Raw genomic sequence first — 1,060 nt, forward strand, 5'->3', positions numbered from 1 at the left:
GCCCAGCGCGAGGACGCCGTAGAAAAGTTGCCCGCCACGCGACTTCGCCCGGTCGCGCAGCACGCCGAGATCAGGCAGCAATCCCGTATACCAGAACAGCAGCGAGACGGTGGCGTAGGTGGAAATCGCGGCGAAGTCCCAGACCAGCGGGCTGCGCCATTGTGGCCAATGCATGTGGGTGTTGGGCAGGGGCAGGAGCCAATAGAAGAACCACGGCCGGCCAAGATGCAGGATAGGGTAGAGGCCGGCCATCGCCACGGCAAACAGCGTCATCGCCTCGGCGAAGCGGTTGATCGAGGCGCGCCAGGGCTGGCGCAGCAGCAGCAGCACCGCCGAGATCAGCGTACCGGCATGGCCAATGCCGATCCACCACACGAAACTCGAGATCATCGTGCCCCAGACCACGGGAATGTTGACCCCATAGGCGCCAACGCCGACCGAGACCAGGTAGGTGATGGAATAGAGGAACAGCAATACGAATGCGAAGCAGACGAAGAACGCCGACCAGAAGAACCGCGGCAACTTCCCTTGCAGGACCACCGCGCTGATACGGCCGCTGATCTCTGGAAAATCGTGACGCCCGCGCAGCACAGGTGTCATGCCTTTGCTCGTCCTGCGGGCGGCCACGTCAGCCATCGCCGCCCTCCGAGCCGGATGTCGCGGCGAGCCTGTCGTTAGGGTTGCTGACCTTGCCCAGATAGGTGGTGCGCGGTCTTGTGTTCAGTTCTTCGAGCAGCGCGTAATTGTGTGGCGAGGCCTTTTCCTGGACGACCTGCGAATCCTTCCTGTTGAGATCGCCGAAGGTGATGGCTTTTGTCGGGCACGCCTGCTGGCAGGCGGTGACGATCTCACCGTCCTCGATCTCCCGGTTCTCGATCTGGGCGCGGATCCGTTTTTGCGAAATGCGCTGTACGCAGTAGCTGCATTTTTCCATGACGCCGCGCGAACGCACGGTGACATCGGGATTGTGGACGGCCTGCTCCGGTCCCGCGCTGTCATAGTCGATCTCCTGGTACTCCAGGAAATTGAACCGCCGCTCCTTGTAGGGACAGTTCTGCGA

The 1,060-nt window shown here is 62.1% G+C and carries 1 protein-coding gene and 1 pseudogene; both read right to left on the reverse strand.

Features of this window, described 5'->3' with window-relative positions:
• Positions 1-636, reverse strand: a 636-nt coding sequence (nrfD, locus tag FJ980_RS33945; RefSeq protein ID WP_181181428.1) for an NrfD/PsrC family molybdoenzyme membrane anchor subunit, incomplete at its 3' end; no start/stop codon positions are given.
• A pseudogene (locus FJ980_RS35055) lies at positions 629-1,060 on the reverse strand (4Fe-4S ferredoxin); the annotation flags it as partial. The pseudogene FJ980_RS35055 and the gene nrfD, both read right to left, overlap by 8 nt.

The sequence above is a fragment of the Mesorhizobium sp. B1-1-5 genome (assembly GCF_006443065.1).
Classification (GTDB): Bacteria; Pseudomonadota; Alphaproteobacteria; order Rhizobiales; family Rhizobiaceae; genus Mesorhizobium.